Genomic DNA, 17,345 nt, shown 5'->3' with positions numbered 1-17,345 from the left:
CAGATTACTAAACATTTCCCATAAACCATTAATTAAGCCGCTTACTTTTGTTATTAAGACTGGTAGTAAGTGAGTTGTTAAAGGGTATAATGGAATTGGTAAAACTACTTTCTTGCAAACGTTAGCTGGTAATATTTCCAGCACTTGCTGGAAATATTAATTTAGATGATCGAATGCAAGTAGCGTATTTTCATCAAACTGAAGTAATGACTAGTACTACTCCATTTAATTATTTAAAAGAGTTAGATATTAAATTAAATGATGTTGAGATTAGAAGAATTTTAGCAAGTTTTGGTTTGCGTAGTAATTTAGTAATGAAACCAATGAACTTACTTTCTGGTGGTGAACAAACTAAGGTTAGATTAGCAGCATTGGCATTAAAACCTTATAACTTATTAATTTTAGATGAGCCAACTAATCATATTGATGTTTTAGCTAAAGAGTCTTTATTAAAAGCATTGCAAGAATTTGAAGGCACTGTATTATTGACAACTCATGATACTAATTTTAATAATAGTTGAGTTGATGGGGTTTTAGATTTTGAAAAATTAACAAATTAGTGAAATTAAAATAGTTATTTTTAATATTTAATTTATACAATTTATACATTTAAACAAATAAAAAAAACTTATAACTAAATCTTAGTTATAAGTTTTTTTTATTTGTTTAAATTATCCTTTACGATTACGGTCGTCACGGTCTCGTCTGCTAAATCCACCACTGTTTCCTCAACTAGAATCACCACGGTCAGAACGTGGTCTAAAGTTTCCACGATCAGAAGAATTTCTATCCCCTTGTGTTCTTGCTCCACGTTCAGCAAAACGTTTTTCACGTTCTTCTGTGATTTTTACAAGTGTTGTTAAACTTGCATTAATAGTAATTACTGTTTCTTTTAAAACTTTAATTTCTTCTAATAATGCTTCTATTGTTTGATTGTTTTCCATTAACAATGCCTCTTCTTTCTTGCGCCTAATTGATAAATCTGATAATAATATCTGATATAATGAGATTAATAAGCACTTAATTAAGTATAGCATTAAAATTAAAATTGTATAGTATATAGTCATATATTTTATAGTTAAAAATAATTATTATTATGATAACTATTATTTTTTTAGAGGCTTTTTAATAATCTGTGTATCTTTGTTTTACAAAGTTACTAATTTAGATTAATTCTGTCTTCAAATTTTATCATAAAATGAGCAATTGCTGTATTTCAATTTTGAATAGGCAATGTTCATTTTTTTGTTATATTTTCAATTGCCAAGTAAAATATTTTGAAAACTGCCATATCATTAGGAAAAACTTTTTTATTTCTGATGATTTTTCGTAATTGACTATTAACAGATTCAATAGCATTTGTAGTATAAATCACTCTTTTGATTTCTACTGGATAACTAATAAAAACCATTAAATTATCTCAATTTTTATATCAAGATTTAGTAATTTGAGGATATTGTTTATTTCATTTACTTTCAAACGATTCTAAAGCTTGCATTGCTTGTTCTTCACTACATGCACTATAAATTGGTTTTAAATCTGCAACTAGACATTTTCGATGTTTGTATGAAACATATTTTAAACTATTTCTAATTTGATGAACAATGCATAATTGATGTTCTGTTTTAGGATAAACTGATTGTATTGCTTCTGACATGCCTGTTAAATTATCACTACAAGCAATAAGAATATCATTTAAGCCACGATTTTTCATTTCTGTGAAATTAGATAATCAAAACTTAGAACCTTCATTTTCACTAATTCATAATCCTAAAACATCTTTTTTGCCTTCTAAATCAACTCCTAATGCTATATAAACTGATTTGTTAATAATCCGTTTATCTTGTCGTACTTTAACTACTATACAATCAAAATAAACAATAGGATAAATACTTTCTAATGGTCGATTTTGTCATGCTTTAACATCATCAATAACATCATCAGTAATTTGACTAATAACACTTTCACTAATATCAGCACCATGATATAACTCTTGCAACTGCATTCTAATGTCAGATAATGTCATTCCTTTTGCATACAAGGAAAGAACTTGTTGATCAAAACCATCAAATCTTCTTTGCCTTTTAGGAACTATTACAGGAGTAAAATTACTATTGCGATCTCTTGGTACATCAATTTCAATTTTACCTTGTTGAGTTATTAATTTTTTTGAACTTGTACCATTACGAGCATTTTCAGTAGTACTATGTTGATTTTTTTCATATCCTAAATAATTTTGCATCTCAGAATTCAACATTTTTTCTACTAATCTTTTTGTTAATTCTTTATACAACCCTCCCTCTTTAAAAACTTTTGTTAAATCTTCAGTATTTTCTAATAATAAATCTACTGCTTTTGATATTGGATCATTATTATTAATATTTTGCTTTTTAGCCATCTGTAACTCACTCTTTCTAGTCATTTAATTATATTTACTAGAATTAATTAAATATGGATGGGTTACACTTTATTGGACACTAATTACATAGACAAGTGAACAAATTAGTTAAAAGAAAGGAATTATAATTATGGTCACTATTAACTCATATTCAGATGAATTTAAAAAACAAATAGTAGCTTTATATCAAAGTGGCAAATCAGTATCTTGCCTTGTTAAAGAATACAATGTTACAAGAGCAGCTACTTACAATTGAATTAAGCAATTTACTAATTCAGGTAGTTTTAAAACTAAAGATAATCTTTCAGATTTAGAAAAACAATTAATTCAAGCAAATAAAGAATTAAAACAGTTACGAATGGAAATTGATATTTTAAAGCAAGCAGCACTAATAATAGGCAGAAAGTAGAGATTATTGCAAATAATAAATCTAAATATAAAATTCGCACAATGTGTCATTTTTTAAAACTCTCTAAATCAACATATTATTTTAATTTAAAGAAAAAAAATAAAATTCAAAATAATATTTATGAACAAGCTGTTATTAGTGCTTTTAAAGAAAATAAAGAAGTTTATGGTACTAGAAGATTAAAAGTCATACTAGCAAACCAAGAAATTTATTTATCACGCAGAAAAATTAAAGAAATTATGAATAAGCATAATTTAATATCAAAATACACTAAATTATCATTCAAAAATTATCATAATAAAGTCAATGATAGTCAAATAACCAATCTTGTTAATAGAAACTTTAATAATAGAATTAAAAATGAAGTTATTGTTAGTGATTTAACTTATGTTCAAGTTAATGGTAAATGAAACTATATTTGCCTATTAATCGACCTATTTAACCGCGAAATTATTGGACATAGTGTTGGAGTTAAAAAACCTGCATCATTAGTATATCAAGCATTTATGCAATCAAATCACTGTTTAAAAGATATTGAAATATTTCATACTGATCGCGGTAATGAATTCAATAATAAAACTATTGATAAACTTTTATTAGCTTTCAAAATAACTCGATCTTTAAGCAAAAAAGGATGTCCTTATGACAATGCTGTTGCTGAAGCAACTTTTAAAACTTTCAAAATTGAATTTATTAATGATAAAAATTTTACATCATTAATCCAATTAAAATTAGAATTATTTGATTACATCAATTGATATAACAACATAAGAATTCACAGTACTCTAAACTACCTAACTCCAGTTAGTTATCAAAAACAAATGTCTACCAAAAAATAGTCCTAAAAAGGGTTGCCATTCCAAACATAGTTATTTTTGTAAGTTACACAGATTACTAAACATTTCCTTTTTTTATTAAATATCTAGTAAATAATACATTAAAATTAGTTTTTTATTTTACTAAAGTAATACTTTTAAATTTAAAAGTACGTATACCTTGAAAATCAATTAAATTTTCAATATCAATAGCAGTGATAATAAAATGATATGTAGTGTTTTTAATTTTATATGTAAAATCATATTTTAAATTAATTGTTTCGATATTATTGATGGTAGTTTTAGTCATAGTAATATCAGAAGTATTACCTATTTTTTTATTAATGCCGGTTGTGTTATCAGCATCAAAATAAACTTCATAGTTATCTTTAATTCATTGATTATTATTAGCAGTAATAATATTTTTAATTCCTAATTTATGAATTTCATAAGTAGTACCAAGTAATAAATTTAAGATATTATTTAGTTGACTGTTTGGTTCAAGCATAGTTTTTTGTAAAATATCAAGTATTGAACCTTGAGTAAAAGTTGGATATTCTGGATCATCTTTATTAATGTGTCCACCTAATGATTTATATAATTCTTCGACATCGGTTGCTGTTACATCACTTTTATTAATTATGTTTTTTAGAGTAACAATAGTATCATTTTTAAGAATTATTAAGAGACCAGTAGTATTATTAAATAAAAAATTCTCTAAATCTTGTAGATCAATATTAATACCTTCATTACCTGGGTATTGTTCTGAAATTTTGGTAATTAGATCAGTAATACTAGTAATAATGTTTTTAACACTATCTGTATTAATTGCTTTGATAATGGTATCAATTAATGGACTAGGATCATATGCACTATCACCAATAAGTCCGCCTAAGGTTAAATTTGCTGATATAGGTAAAGGACCAATTTTAACTTTTAAATTAAGTTTAACATCATAAAGAAATGTATCGAAACCACGAGTTTCTTCTGTAGTTTTACCAAATACGGTTAGAAGTATTTGTTTTAATTTTTCTGGTTGGCTAATTAAAGATTTTATAGTATTGATAATATCAAGTAAATTATAGCTACCAGCACTTGGCTTTGATGGATAACCATTACCAATTGTTAAATTTTTAACACCTTCAGTAATATCGGGCATATCTAATATTCATTTTTTAATAACCGGAATAATTGCTTCAATAATTGTTAAGATATAAAGTGGGTTAGTTAAAAGATAGGGAAAGTATTTTTCAATATCAGCAAAAAATCCTTTATCATCAAATTGAACATCCGGTGGATTTATACCATTAACAGTTATATATTCTGAAATAATATTACCTAAATACCTTGGAGTTTTATCATCTTTACCAAAAATTTTATTGTCTTCACTCATTTTTCAAAACAAGTAATTAATTAAAGTTCCACCATGATATAAATCATAATCTTGTTTTGATTTTCAATTTTCAAATTTATGACCAGGAAATTGACCAAAACTTGGACTTATTTTTCATTTTCCATCATCATTTCAAACGCTATAAGGTTGACCACTATCATCTTTTCAATTATTCATAAACTTAGTTAATGTTTCTTCATCAGTGGGTGTAGAAGTTTGTTGATCAGATCAACTGCCATTGACTAAATTACCAAATATTCTAGTTAGCGGATTTAAAAAATTAGGACCATAGTTATTAATTAAATTAGCAACTAATTGTAATCCAGCTGGTAAACTGCTTAAGTCACCTTGTAATGATTTTAAAAAACTAGAAATGGGGTCCATACCAGCACCTACAACTATATTTTCTAATTGTGGGTTAGCCATAATTGATATAGTTCTAATATAATCAAGTGATGAAAAAACATCATTAACTTGCTTTTTACTATTGATGGTTTTAGTTAATTCACCTGTTCCAGAAGCTTTAAAAAAATTATCAGGATCAAAGTTATTTACATCAATTTTTCCATTTTCCCCTCAACGTGTTTGTAAATCACCTCAATTATTTAAACTAGTATTTTTAGTTAAATTATTAATACTATTATTTTTAATTTTTCCCATAATATCATCATTAGTACTACTAGTATCAGCACCTAACTCTTTTGACATAACCATACTTTTAATTAAAGCAGAAGTTTGGTCAGCAAAACTTTTAGCGATACTATTAGTTACACGGTTAACATAAAAATTAAAGGTACAAGCCGATAGAGGTAAAATAGTGGCACTTGCTATTAAGATAATTCCTAACTTGGTAAATAATTTTTTCATAGCAGTTCTCCTTAAATAAAGTGTTATTTTTGTCAATTTTATTTTACTAAAATTTAATATATTTAACTCTGAAAATAATTAAATTCATTTCTTACAAATTGTATCATTAGTTATTTTAATTTTAAAATTTATTTAAATAAACAATTTAAATATGGTAATATATCAAACAGAGAAAAATTAAACATTATAAAAACTATCTATTATTTATTTTAAAATTATCCTATATATTAATTTTGTATAAGTGTGATATTATTAATCCATATGTGAACTTAATAATTAAAATTAAATGCAAAATTTTAATTTCAGGAATTAGGGAGAACTGTAATGGCAAGGTTAAATAAACGCGAAAAAGCGAATAATAAAAAAATGGTATCTACTAATAAGAAATCAAAAAAAAGTTTATTTAAGAATGCGTTACTATTAAAGCAGACTTTAGTTGCTACATGAAAAAGTAAATTACAATTAGTTATTTTACTATTACTTACTGCTTTTGCAACTTCGTTGGTTACTGGAAGTTGAATATCATACGTTATAATGATTGAAGGAAGTAATCAATTAGGATTAAATGATCTTAAGTTTGATGCTGTTTTACCTTATTCACCAGTGTCGCAAGGTATTAAACAAATTGCTAATCAAGCTTTTAGTTTAAAGTTAGGTCGATTTTATGTTCAAGATGGAACTAATAGTAAAAGTAATAAAGCGCTTTATTTTGATGATACAAAAATAGGTACAGATCAAGAAATACTACCAATCACTAAAGATAACTTAACTATTGATTATACTCGTGATAATACAGGCAATATTACTGGGTTTAATGATATAAGATGAACAAATCCGGATAATCCTTTAGTTTTTAATTTGAATAATAATAATGTTAAAGCAAGCATCTATGGTCAATTATTATTAAAATCAAAAAATGCTGCTAATGAAAATTTAAAAAACCATTTTAAAACAGCAGCAGATGATTTATATCGCGATGTTTTCTTAAAAAAAACAGCACCCAATATTCTTCAATCTATTAATACTTTTATTAAGGAATGGATTACAAAACATTCAACAGATCCGATATTAAAGGAAACTGATAATGATAAAGTTACCACTTGAATTTTAGAAAATAAAATAAATTTTAGATCTTCTTCTAATGATGCTACTATTCCTGATAGTGTTAATTTGCAAGATCCAACAGAAAGAAATGAACTTTTTATTAAAGTAGTTAAGGAAACTGAAACTGATCCAAAATTAGATAATGAGTATGGTATGAATGGTCAATGAATGAGAATTTATCGTAATTTTTCTGCAACAGAATCAGATAGTAAGATTTATACTAATTTTACTAATACTTCTATTGGTTATCATTCACCTTTTAACTATAATGTGATTAGTGATGGCACTGAAAGAGATGCATTTTCTACATATTTAATTCGTGCGGTTGCAGCATTACAAATGCGTGATTTATATGTTCGTAATCAATTTACTGCCAGTGCTGGAGTAATTAATAATACTCAAATTAATACTAAAATTATTGATATTGGTTTACCTAATGCTTTAAATCATACTAATCTAAAAGTATTTGAAGGTGTTGCACCAACAAGTAAAAATGAAATAGTTATTACGCCACAATATGCAAGAAAAAATAAAAGTAATAAAGCGTATAAACCAGGCGATCATATTAATATTAATGGTACTGACTTTATTGTTAGTGGTATTGGTGGTGATGCTTATGATATTTATCCAACGATTAGTGACTTAGATCCAATTCCTAATACAAGAACTGAATTTATTGCTTATGTTACACCTTCAGCATGAAATGATGGAAATTGATATAAGACAGCAGATAAAACCGATAATACTTTAATGTATTTTACAAAATGAAATAATATTCCTAAAAATAGTATTCATGAATTTGATGTTGATTTATTTAATGATTTTTTTCAAAAAACAATATTTAGTGATAATGGTGTTAGTGATTTAAATCAATATGATTATAATAAGTATTTAGTTGAGAAATATGGTAATACTAACCCAACACCACAATCATCTTCTACATATCTTATTAATCCAAATCCTGTAGTTACAAGTAGCAATAGTCAGTTTTCGCTTTATAATAGTAAAGAAAAGATATTTAATTCAGCAATAATTGGGTTTTTATTTGCAGCAATAGCAGGCGTATTATTTTTACTAGCGGTTGTTATTTTTATCACCACTTTAATTGTTAAAAAGGCAATCCAACATGGACAAGTTTCAATGGGTATTTTAAAATCAATAGGTTATAAAACATGACAAATTACGATTTCTTATTTGGCATATCCATTATTAACGCTATTAATTGCAATTCCAATTGGCTGAATTGTTGGTCTTGTAATTCAGGTATATTTAACTGAGATTTTTAATACTTTATTTGTTTTACCATATAATGTTTTTAACTTTGATGTTGTTCCATTATTTATTTCAATTGTTTTAATTATTGGTTTTATTACAGTTGTTACTTTATTAACTGCCTTTCGTCTTTTAAAACGTGATCCTTTATTTTTAATTAAAAAAGATAGTGATTTAGCTTTAGGTGTTCCTAAAAGTAGAGCTAGCAAGTTTTTACAAAATAATTTTCGTCTTCGTTTTTTATTATCATTATCAAAAACTAGTTGAAAAAAAATTTTAGTTACTTCGGGAGTTATTACTTTAGCTTCACTTTCAATTGTAGCAACAACACTAGTTCCTGCCACTATTAATAGTTTAAAAGTTAATTATTTCAAAACTCAAAAATATAAAAATTATTATGAGTATCAAACACCAATGCCGAATATGCCGATGAGTAAATATGGATTATATTCATGAGATTTTTTTAATCGACCAAGTGGTGAGAAATATTATCCAACTTATGGTGCTATGCCTTGACCTGAAGATAAAATTGTTTATGATGAGAAAAAGGCACGTGTTGGATGATATAATCCATTATTGTTTAAAAAAAAAAATTAACTAATAATTTTGCTGATATTTTTACTTTCGATTCATCTTTTCCTGAATCTGAAAGAGCAGAGTTTATAAAAAAAATGTCCTCTTATTATCAAGAACAATCAACAGGGACATTAGGTCTTAATGATTTAGTTTGATCATATAGTTGATTAGGTGGCAAAGCTTTTAGTAATCAGTTAATAACTGATTTAAGTAAAGAAGATAATACACCATCAAAAATATTTTCATATAATATTGTTAATTTTGCAAGTGGCCAATTACCTAATATTTTGCAGGTTCCCAATCCTGGAGTGCCCCCTGGTCCAGAGGCAATTAAAGAAATTTTAAAGCAAGTATTACCGGGCTTTGTTCGTCAGAGTATTGATAGTTTGCCAAGACCTAATATTAAAGAAGATCCTTATGATTATTTTAGTATTGGTCATAATACTATTGCTTTTAATCCAAAAACTACTAATAATGGTGATATTAATGGACCAGATGAAGAATTAGTAACACAGTTTAAAGTTGGTGTTGATGAAAGTACAAAAATTGCTAAAAAAGAACTAATGGATGTTATTGGGATTAATCCCAATACTGCAATGTTAGTATTAAAAAATGATGAAGTTAAAGCTTTAAAATATAATGCTAATGCTAATGCTATTCCAATGGTTATCAATCGTGCTTTTCAATCTAAATTTGGATTAGATGTTGGTTCACAATTTAGTGGTGTACCACAAGTTAATACTTTATGTTATAAAAATATTGATGGTAAAAGTATTCCTTTACCAAAAGAAAATTGATATTACGGTGAAACACCACCAACAGATTCTTATACTACAAATGGTGGCATCTGATCAAAAAGTGGAACAAAATGAAATTATCGTGGTGATCAAAAAATAAAATTATCTGATAATAGTAAAGAATATAGTGATATCCATGGTACTAGGTATAATGGTATGTATGATGAAAAAGGACAACCAATTATAAATAATGAACCTAGTACTTGAAATAATGTTAATGATATTTGATTAAAATTGCCTTCTGATATTGATCATCATGCTATAGAGGGTACAATTCCAACAGCTGATGGGACTAAAATTATTGAATTTAATTTAGAAAATATTTCCGATTTAACAGGTAAATGAATTAGACCTTTTTCATATGATTTGGTAAAGTCATATAATGGATTTGATCCTAAAGATCCATTAAGTATTTTATTAAACCGCCCAGCAGAATGATTTATGGGAATGGTTAATAATAATATTTTAACTAAAGAAAATAATATTAATGCTGATAGTTTACAAGCAGATATTAAAAATAACATGCCAACATGATGAAAAAATATTACGGGTAATGATAATCCACTTCATACATATCAAGTTGTGGGAATTCAAGATTCTTATGATACTCCTAAAGCCTATGTTGATCAAAAATGAGCTAATGAAATTATGGGTTATAGTTATATTGATGATAATCCTTATTATTCAGGAACGGATGTATTTCAATGATTTAATGGTAAGTTAAGTGCTAATGCTAATGTTTTTGATTTAATTGGAAGAATGAGTTTTAAATCAAATTTAGATGATTATACTTTTTATGCAACCACTAGTTTAAGTGGTAATCAAAATATACCAATGGTCAAAAAAAATTATTTATTATCAAGACAACAAGCAATGCTTACTAAAATGTCAGATATTGCTTTCAGTGCTAGTGCTTTATTTATTGTGACAACGATTATTTGTTCAATATTAATTGTTATTATGATTACTGATTTATTTACCGATCAATTTCGTCGTTTTATGGCTCATATGAAAGCAGAAGGATATACTAATTGAGAAATTAATTCTTTTACTTTAGGTATTTTTACACCTTGAGCATTACTTGGTTATATTGTAGGGTTTGCCCTAGGTTACCTTGCTATTTATGGTTTAATTAATATTCTTATTAGTTTTGTTGGTGTGGCTTTACCATTTACAATAACATGATGAATATTACCAGTAAGTTTTATCATAATTGGTGGTATATATATTTCAACATTTATTATTAATAATCATGAATTAAATAAAATGAATTTAATTGAATTATTAAAATCTGATGAATAAAATAAAGTTCACTAAAGAATGTTTGGTAAATTTAAATATTTAAATTTACCAAATTAATAGTCAAATATGTATACTTTATTTGAAAACTAAATATTGTTTTTAACTCATTACTTTATTTTAAAGTAAATGGGTTTTTTATTTTGAAAGGAGAAAAAAAGAATTTTGAAAGATAAATCATTAATTTCTAATTATTATGATATATTAAATGTATTACCAACAGCATCAGTAGCAGAAATTAAAAAAAAATTCCAATAGACTGCTCTAAAAACTCACCCAGATAAAAATAATAATCCTCAATCAAAACTTAAAATGCAAGAATTGAATGAAGCAAAAAGAATATTAACAGATGAAAACTTAAGAAAAGTTTTTGATCAAAAACTTTTTATTTACTTTTTACAAAATGGTAATAATAAGGAAGTTATTTATTTTCTTACTAATAAAATAAATAATTTAAATATAAATGAAAAAGATAATTCTGGTAATACTCCTTTACATTATGCATGTTTTCATAATTTTTTAGAAACTGCAGATCTATTAATTAAATATGGCGCTAATATAAATGTCAAAAATAATAGAGATAATACTCCTTTACATTATGCTATAATGGGTAATGCTGATTTAAAATTTATTAATTTATTAATTGATAAGGGTGCTAATTTTATTGAAAAAGATAAAATGGGTAATGATAGTTTATCTTTTGCCAAATATTTTTCAAAAGATAAGAAAATTTCTGAATTTTTTTTTAAAAAAATGAAAAAATTAAAAATAAAACAAAATCAAAAAAATTTATTAAATATAACTAAAAAAATTACCAATATTGAAAGAGATATTGCACATTTTGAACAGAAAAAAATAAATTCAGTATTAAATTATATTATTATTATTTTTACTTTTGGTTGTGTTAATAAGAACAAAGATATAAATAAGGATATTTTAATTAAAACTGATCAACTTAAAAATTTATTATTAGAAAAAGAAATTGCTAATAATGAGAAACATGTATTTGAAGAAAAAATCAACCGATTAAGTTTTAATAAAACTAAAAAAATAAATGCAATGGATTTACAAAATCAACCTTCAACAAGTGGATATAAACCATCAAATTCATCATGTATTTAATAAAACAAGTTAAAAAGATTGCAAAAGCAATCTTTTATTTTTAGTTAAAATCAAGAAAAATTGATTGATATTTTTTGGATTTATTATTAAATTAAAATATAATAAATTACTTATTAAATAAAACTTTTGAATCGTACTATTAATATTTTAATAAAATTAAAGTATTAATGTCATAAATAACTAGTTATTTATTGGTATAATAAACAATGTAGGTGAAAATATGGCATTTTTTAAAAATTTAAAGACAAAATTATTTGGTCAAAAGACAACTAAATATGATCAGGGCCTTAAAAAGTCAAGAACATTATTTGCATCTAAAATTAAAGCATTAGCAGCGCGTTATCATCAACTTGATGAACAATATTTTGAAGAATTAACTGAAGTATTAATTTTAGCAGATGTTGGATACAAAATGGCAGAAACTATTACTGATGAAATTCGTCATGAAGCCAAAATCCAAAAATTAACAAAACCAAAAGATATTAATGATATTATTATTGATAAAATGTTTGTTATTTATACTGATGGTCAGTTGGTTTCTACAAGATTAAATTTTAGTAGTAATAATATTTCGTTATTTTTAGTTGTTGGTGTTAATGGTAATGGTAAGACAACATCAGCATCTAAATTAGCAGCTAAATTAAAGACACAAGGTAAAAAACCAATTCTAGTTGCTGCTGATACTTTTCGTGCTGGTGCAGTTGAACAATTACAAATTTGAGCAGAAAGAATTGGCATTCCTTGTTATTTAGGAACACCAAAGCAAGATCCAGCTAGTGTTGTTTATGCTGGAGTTGAAGCAGCTAAATCTGAAGGTTGTGATGTTATTATTGTTGATACGGCAGGAAGATTAGAAAATAAAGTTAATTTGATGCAGGAGTTAAAAAAGATTAATAAAATTATTACTCAGAAATTAGGACATGAAGCTAATGAAACATTGTTAGTAATTGATGGTACAACTGGACAAAACGGTATTAATCAAGCGCAAGAATTTATGAAAATTGTTTCTTTGACTGGCATTATTTTAACAAAAATGGATGGCACTGCTAAAGGTGGTATTATTCTTGCTATTAAGGAAGAATTAGATATTCCTGTTAAATTAATGGGTTTTGGTGAAGGTATTAATGACTTGGAAGAGTTTGATTTAGATAAGTATATTTTTAGTTTAACAAGTGATTTGTTTGTGGAGTATGAAAATGAATAGTTTAGAAAAACAAGTTTTATATTATAGTTTATTTGCTTTTTATAATACATTATTAACAGCAAAACAAAAACAATATTTTACAAATTACTTTATTGAGAATTTATCTTTACAAGAAATTGCTGATTTACAAAAAGTATCACGAACGGCTGTTCATGATAGTCTACAAAAAGTTATTATTTTATTAAATAAATATGAAAGTAAGTTGCATCTTTATGAAAAATATAAACAACGACAAGTAATATATGAAAAATATACGGAAAAGTATAATTTTATTAAAGTTTTACAAGAAATTGATAAAATAGAATAAAGCAGGTGGAAATTAATGAAAATTTTAATAATTGGTGATATTTACAGTATTGTTGGTAGACAAATGGTTAAATATTGAATTCCTAAAATAAAAAAGGAATATGAAAATCAATTTAAGATTGATTTAGTAGTTGCGAATGGTGAAAATACTACGCATGGTAAATCATTATGTAAAAAACACTATGATGAATTAAAAAATGCTGGTATTGATATTATTACTACCGGTAATCATATTTTTGGTCATCCTGATGTTGTTAAGTATATTAATACAACTCCCGATTTATTGCGTCCTTTAAATTATAATCCTTATCATCCAGGTAATGGTACAATTTTAGTTAAAGTTGGTAATAAAAAAGTGCGTGTAACAAACTTAATTGGTCGTACTTTCATGGATAAATCTGATAATCCTTATTTTGCTCTTGAACAACTTATTACGATTGATAAACAAAATAGTGAAGAAAAAAGTGACATTCATATTATTGATTTTCATGCTGAAGCAACAGCGGAAAAGTTATCTTTTGCTTGAAATTTTGATGGTCAAGTTACTTGTGTGGTAGGAACTCATACTCATGTTCAAACAGCAGATAATCGTTTATTACCAAAAGGTACCGCTTTTATTAGTGATGTTGGAATGACAGGTCCGTTTTATTCTATTATTGGTGCTAAAGCTGAAGAAGTTATTATTCGTGATAAAAAAAGTATGCCAGCAAAATTTAGTCCAGCAGATGGTGAAGGTCAATTTTCAGCTGTTTTATTAACTATTAATGATGAAACAAATAAAGCACAAAAAATTGAACGTATTTTTATTCATCCACAAGCACCTAATTTTAAAATTTACGAATAATTACAAATATAGGAAGGGACTAACTTTAACATGATATGAAACAATGCTAATTTTTTTACTGAGCAAAATGGTTTATATTCGATTTTAATTGGGATTAGTATATTAGTAATTTTAATAATTTTAATAATTTTATTAATGGCAAAAATTAAAGACAATGTTCATGTACAACAAGCTGCTGAAATACGAGAAAAGGTAATTATTTTACGTGATGGTTATGAAGTAAAATTATTTAAGCAAATGGTTGATAAAAGTACAGTCATTATTATTGGTGCTCATGGCTTGCAAGGTCAAAAAGATGATTTTAAATTACTAAGTTCTTTTTGTAAAAAATCACAACTATCTTTGATTACTTATGATCGAAGAGGTAATGGTAAAAATGGACAAGATTGAAAATTTAAATCATTAGGTACTGATATTAATGATTTAAAAGATATAATAAGTGCAGTAAAATCTAAATATCCCAATCAAAAAATTATTGTTTTTGGTGAATCATTAGGCGCAGCTATTGCTAGTCATGCTGTTAAAAATAATTCACAAGTATCAGCATTAATTACTAGTAATTTAGTAACTAAAAAAAATCTTTATCAATTTTCATTAAGTTTTATTATTTGTTTTTGTTTTGCTTTTATTTTTAATTCTAATATTCAAATGCCAATCTATGTTGAAAATCGAGATATTTCTAGTAATAATGCTCATATTACTAATATAAATCAAAGATATAGTAATCGTCAAAATTGATCATTACGTTTTTTACTACAATTTAAAAAAATTAATAAAAAAAGTATAATGGAAATTAGTAATTCAAAACTTCCAACGTTAATCTTGCAAAGCGCTGATGATGTATTTAGTGATTTTCATCAACTTAAAATTAATAAAAAATATTGGAAGAAACATCATAGTTATGTTTTTATTTTTGATGGTAAACATGCTTTAATTAATGAACCTAATATTAAAGATATATTTGATAATGAAATTATGCCATGAATTACAAAAAATATTTTACTTGAGAAAGGTTAAAAAATATGAAATTAATACCTAATATTACCCATCCTCTTTTTACTAGTGAGTCTGTTGCTCCTGGTCATCCTGATAAGATTTGCGATCAAATTGCTGATGCAATTTTGGATGCTTTTTTAAAACAAGATCCACATGCCAAAGTAGCATGTGAGGTTTTTATTACTACAAATTTTGTTTTAATTGGTGGTGAAGTTCATAGTCACGCTCAAGTTGATTATCAAGCAATTGCGCGAAAAGTTATTACTGAAATTGGTTATATAAATGATGAAATTGGATTCAATGGCTTTACTTGTGAAATTAAAGTGTTAATTCATGAACAATCACCTGATATTTTACAAGGTGTTGAATTAAAAAATCATCAAATTGGTGCTGGTGATCAAGGAATAATGTTTGGTTATGCATGTCAGCAAACATCAGAATATATGCCATTAGCAATTGTTTTAGCACATGAATTAATTAAACGAGCTACAAAATTACGAAAGGAAAAAAAATTTAAGTATGCACTTCTTGATATGAAAGCGCAAGTTACTATTGATCAAGAAGACCCTAAAAATTTAAAAATACATACTATTTTAATGAGCATTCAACATCAAGCAAATTATGATGAAAAACAATTTAAAACATTTATTCATACAGAAATTATGCAATATATTGCTAATAAATATCATTTAAATCTTGATTTTAAATATTTAATTAATCCAACCGGTAAATTTGTAATTGGTGGACCTGCTGGTGATACTGGTTTAACAGGAAGAAAATTAATGGTTGATACTTATGGTGGAGCTGCTTGTCATGGTGGGGGAGCTTTTTCAGGAAAAGATCCCACTAAAGTTGATAGAACGGGTGCTTATTATGCTAGGTATATTGCTAAAAATATTGTTGCTGCTAACTTAGCAAAGATTTGTGAAGTACAATTAGCTTATGCAATTGGAACTCCTGAACCAATTGCAATATTTGTTAATACTCATCAAACTATTATTTCCGGTTTAACAGAGGCAAAATTAACAGAAATAATTTATCAAGTCTTTGATTGTTCTGCTAGTGCTATGATTGATAAATTAGAGTTATTGAAACAAAATTATCAACAATTATCAACTTATGGTCATTTTGGTAGAAATGATTTACAATTACCTTGAGAGAAATTAGATAAAGTTAGTTTATTGAAAACTTATTTACAAAAAAAATAAGATGGGGAGAAATATTTTATGTTTTTAGAAGTAATAGCTACATCTTTAAAAGATATAGAAAAAATTAATAATTCTTTAGCTGATCAAGTTGAACTTTGTACTGCTATGGAATTTGGTGGTTATACTCCAAGTTATGAATTGATTGCTGAAGCATGTAAAATTTCATTGAAACCAGTAATGGTTATGGTTAGAAATAATAATAATGGTTTTAATGTTACTGATAATGATTTTAAAATCTTTAAAAGAGATATTGAATTTATTAAAACAACTCATGCATCAGGTATTGTTTGTGGTATTTTAACTAAAGATAATAATATTGATGTTGAAAGAATGAGTGAAATTATTAAATTAGCAAAGCCTTTAAAAATAACTTTTCATCGTGCTTTTGATGAAATTTTTAATAAAAAACAAGCTTTAGAACAATTAGTAAAATTAGGTGTTACTACAGTTTTAACTTCTGGTGGTCAAGATAATATTGTGAATAATATTAATAAATTTAAAGAATTAAAGAAATTAAATTTACCAATAAAAATTTTTGCTGGTGGTGGAGTTAATTTAGAAAATGTTAATGTTTTATTAAAAAACGCTATTAATGATATTCATGTTGGAAAATGTGTGCACGAAGATAATAATTTTAATAATCCTATTAATTATAAATTAATTAATAATATTAAAAATATTGCATAAATAATAAAAAGTTTTATAATAGATAAGTTTAAACATTTAATAAAGGTT

The 17,345-nt window shown here is 25.7% G+C and carries 13 protein-coding genes and 1 pseudogene; 11 read left to right on the top strand and 3 right to left on the bottom strand.

Annotation, left to right across the window (positions count from 1 at the left end; genetic code table 4):
* Positions 1-173: 173 nt before the first annotated feature.
* Positions 174-560: an ATP-binding cassette domain-containing protein gene (locus AACK94_RS02245; protein ID WP_338976018.1), complete on the top strand. Its 387-nt coding sequence runs from the start codon at positions 174-176 to the stop codon at positions 558-560.
* Positions 561-671: 111 nt separating this feature from the next.
* Here the strand turns inward: AACK94_RS02245 and AACK94_RS02240 are convergent, their stop codons facing one another.
* Together AACK94_RS02240 and AACK94_RS02235 are read right to left on the bottom strand one after the other, a co-directional pair.
* Entirely contained in the window at positions 672-944 is a 273-nt protein-coding gene (locus tag AACK94_RS02240; protein ID WP_174480642.1) for a hypothetical protein, read from the bottom strand.
* Between the two features lie 215 nt (positions 945-1,159).
* Positions 1,160-2,398 (bottom strand): IS256 family transposase, encoded by a 1,239-nt coding sequence (locus AACK94_RS02235; protein WP_338976313.1) that lies wholly within the window; start codon positions 2,396-2,398, stop codon positions 1,160-1,162.
* Positions 2,399-2,528: 130 nt separating this feature from the next.
* Here AACK94_RS02235 and AACK94_RS02230 point away from each other — a divergent pair.
* Positions 2,529-3,646, top strand: a protein-coding gene (locus AACK94_RS02230) for an IS3 family transposase (RefSeq protein WP_422397395.1) whose coding sequence is annotated in 2 segments (ribosomal slippage) — positions 2,529-2,799 and positions 2,799-3,646 — 1,119 coding nt in all. Because the reading frame shifts where the segments join, the coding sequence is not laid out codon by codon here.
* A 112-nt stretch (positions 3,647-3,758) separates the two neighbouring features.
* On the opposite strand, the gene AACK94_RS02225 is transcribed toward AACK94_RS02230, so the two are convergent.
* Entirely contained in the window at positions 3,759-5,882 is a 2,124-nt protein-coding gene (locus tag AACK94_RS02225) for a hypothetical protein (protein ID WP_338976016.1), read from the bottom strand.
* A gap of 324 nt (positions 5,883-6,206) precedes the next feature.
* Here AACK94_RS02225 and AACK94_RS02220 point away from each other — a divergent pair, with 324 nt between their 5' ends.
* The 9 genes and pseudogenes from AACK94_RS02220 (at position 6,207) to AACK94_RS02180 (ending at position 17,297) form a co-directional block, all read left to right on the top strand.
* Positions 6,207-8,855, top strand: a complete 2,649-nt coding sequence (locus tag AACK94_RS02220) for an ABC transporter permease (protein WP_338976015.1) — start codon at positions 6,207-6,209, stop codon at positions 8,853-8,855.
* Positions 8,856-8,929: 74 nt separating this feature from the next.
* Positions 8,930-10,933, top strand: a complete 2,004-nt coding sequence (locus tag AACK94_RS02215; RefSeq protein WP_338976014.1) for an ABC transporter permease — start codon at positions 8,930-8,932, stop codon at positions 10,931-10,933.
* Between the two features lie 270 nt (positions 10,934-11,203).
* Positions 11,204-12,052, top strand: a pseudogene (locus AACK94_RS02210) (ankyrin repeat domain-containing protein); the annotation flags it as partial.
* Positions 12,053-12,272: 220 nt separating this feature from the next.
* A complete protein-coding gene (gene ftsY, locus AACK94_RS02205) occupies positions 12,273-13,256 on the top strand; it encodes a signal recognition particle-docking protein FtsY (protein WP_338976012.1) in 984 nt (327 codons plus the stop codon).
* The gene (ylxM, locus tag AACK94_RS02200; RefSeq protein WP_174481096.1) at positions 13,249-13,563 is read left to right on the top strand and encodes a YlxM family DNA-binding protein; all 315 of its coding nucleotides are present in this window, start codon (positions 13,249-13,251) and stop codon (positions 13,561-13,563) included. The genes ftsY and ylxM overlap by 8 nt, the downstream gene beginning before the upstream one ends.
* Positions 13,564-13,578: 15 nt before the next feature.
* The gene (locus AACK94_RS02195; RefSeq protein WP_338976011.1) at positions 13,579-14,406 is read left to right on the top strand and encodes a TIGR00282 family metallophosphoesterase; all 828 of its coding nucleotides are present in this window, start codon (positions 13,579-13,581) and stop codon (positions 14,404-14,406) included.
* A gap of 30 nt (positions 14,407-14,436) precedes the next feature.
* Positions 14,437-15,423, top strand: coding sequence for an alpha/beta fold hydrolase (locus AACK94_RS02190; protein ID WP_338976010.1), 987 nt, complete (start codon positions 14,437-14,439; stop codon positions 15,421-15,423).
* Positions 15,424-15,434: 11 nt separating this feature from the next.
* Positions 15,435-16,610, top strand: coding sequence for a methionine adenosyltransferase (metK, locus tag AACK94_RS02185; protein WP_422397402.1), 1,176 nt, complete (start codon positions 15,435-15,437; stop codon positions 16,608-16,610).
* Positions 16,611-16,628: 18 nt separating this feature from the next.
* On the top strand, positions 16,629-17,297 hold the full coding sequence (locus AACK94_RS02180) for a copper homeostasis protein CutC (RefSeq protein WP_338976008.1): 669 nt from the start codon (positions 16,629-16,631) through the stop codon (positions 17,295-17,297).
* Positions 17,298-17,345 lie beyond the last annotated feature (48 nt).

The organism is Spiroplasma endosymbiont of Monopis laevigella (assembly GCF_964019975.1).
In the GTDB taxonomy this organism is placed as follows: domain Bacteria; phylum Bacillota_I; class Bacilli_A; order Mycoplasmatales; family VBWQ01; genus Spiroplasma_E; species Spiroplasma_E ixodetis_A.
This window is presented reverse-complemented; position numbering and strand designations above follow the sequence as displayed.